At 51.7% G+C, this 1,150-nt stretch carries 1 protein-coding gene and 1 pseudogene; both read left to right on the top strand.

Features of this window, described 5'->3' with window-relative positions:
* Positions 1 to 307, top strand: a pseudogene (locus EO132_RS19315) (IS21 family transposase); the annotation flags it as partial.
* 20 nt (positions 308 to 327) lie between these two features.
* Entirely contained in the window at positions 328 to 1,059 is a 732-nt protein-coding gene (gene istB, locus EO132_RS13010) for an IS21-like element helper ATPase IstB (RefSeq protein ID WP_127136804.1), read from the top strand.
* The last annotated feature ends 91 nt before the right edge of the window (positions 1,060 to 1,150 follow it).

Here is a 1,150-nt window from a genome sequence, read left to right as displayed (position 1 = left end):
GAAGTTCATCTCCTGGGCCGCGCACATCGGCGAGAACTGCAAGGGGTACATCATCGGGATACTCGACAAGAAACAACATCCGGAACAATCCTATAAATCCTGCATGGGCATACTGCACCTGGCCAAGAAGGTCGGCAACCAACGGCTGGACAATGCCTGCAGGCGGGCATCGGACTATGGGGCCTATAATTACAGCATGGTGGAGCGGATACTGAAAAAAGGGTGGGACACCCTGGAGGACGACCCGGAGGATACCTCCGAGGTCCCGGACCACGATAACATCAGGGGAGGAAACTATTATAAATGACAAACATTAAAACAGACAACATGAACACAAAGACATTGGAACAGATGAAACAGCTCAGGCTCCACGGGATGCTCAGGGCCTTTGACACCAGCCTCTCGCCCGAGAGCATGGACTATACCAACGATGAACTGGTGGCCTATCTGGTACAGTCCGAATGGGACGATAGGCACAACCGCAAGATCGAGCGCCTGACAAAGGCCGCAAGGTTCAGGTACGGTGCCGTTATGGAGGCCATCGATTACGGCCCTGGAAGGAACATCGACAGGAACAGGATACAGCGCTACGCCTCCTGTGGATTTATACGCAAGGGTGAAAATATGCTCATTACCGGGAGCACCGGGGTCGGCAAGAGCTATCTGGCCTCCGCCATCGGGCACCAGGCCTGCTCAATGGGGCACAGGACCATGTACTTCAACACGGCCAAACTCTTTACCTTGCTCAAAACCTCAAAGGCGGACGGGTCCTATCTAAAATTCATTGGAAAACTTGAAAAACAGGACCTGCTCATACTGGATGACTTTGGCCTAAAACCATTGGACAACATCAACAGGCACTCTTTGATGGAGATCATAGAGGACAGGCACGGCAAAAGGTCCACCATTATAGCCTCACAACTGCCCGTGGAGGCATGGCACGATGTCATCGGTGAAAAAACGATCGCCGACGCCATCCTTGACCGGCTGGTGCACTCGGCTCACAGGGTGGACATAAAAGGGGAATCAATGAGAAAAAAAATTAAAAATAAACGTTAACTTCAGCACCAAAATGAGTCGATCTCGTGCACTTGATTTGCACTGCTCACTTTCATCCGCCGCAGGTGGTATACATTGACCGCCCTATCCA

The organism is Flagellimonas oceanensis (genome assembly GCF_003992595.1).
GTDB lineage: Bacteria > Bacteroidota > Bacteroidia > Flavobacteriales > Flavobacteriaceae > Flagellimonas > Flagellimonas oceanensis.
Note: the sequence above shows the minus strand (reverse complement) of the source record. Positions and strands in the feature narration are given on the sequence as shown.

Bases quoted from the DNA above. Each gene is read 5' to 3' on its own strand.
- istB (WP_127136804.1), top strand. From the start codon at position 328: ATGAACACAAAGACATTGGAACAGATGAAACAGCTCAGGCTCCACGGG.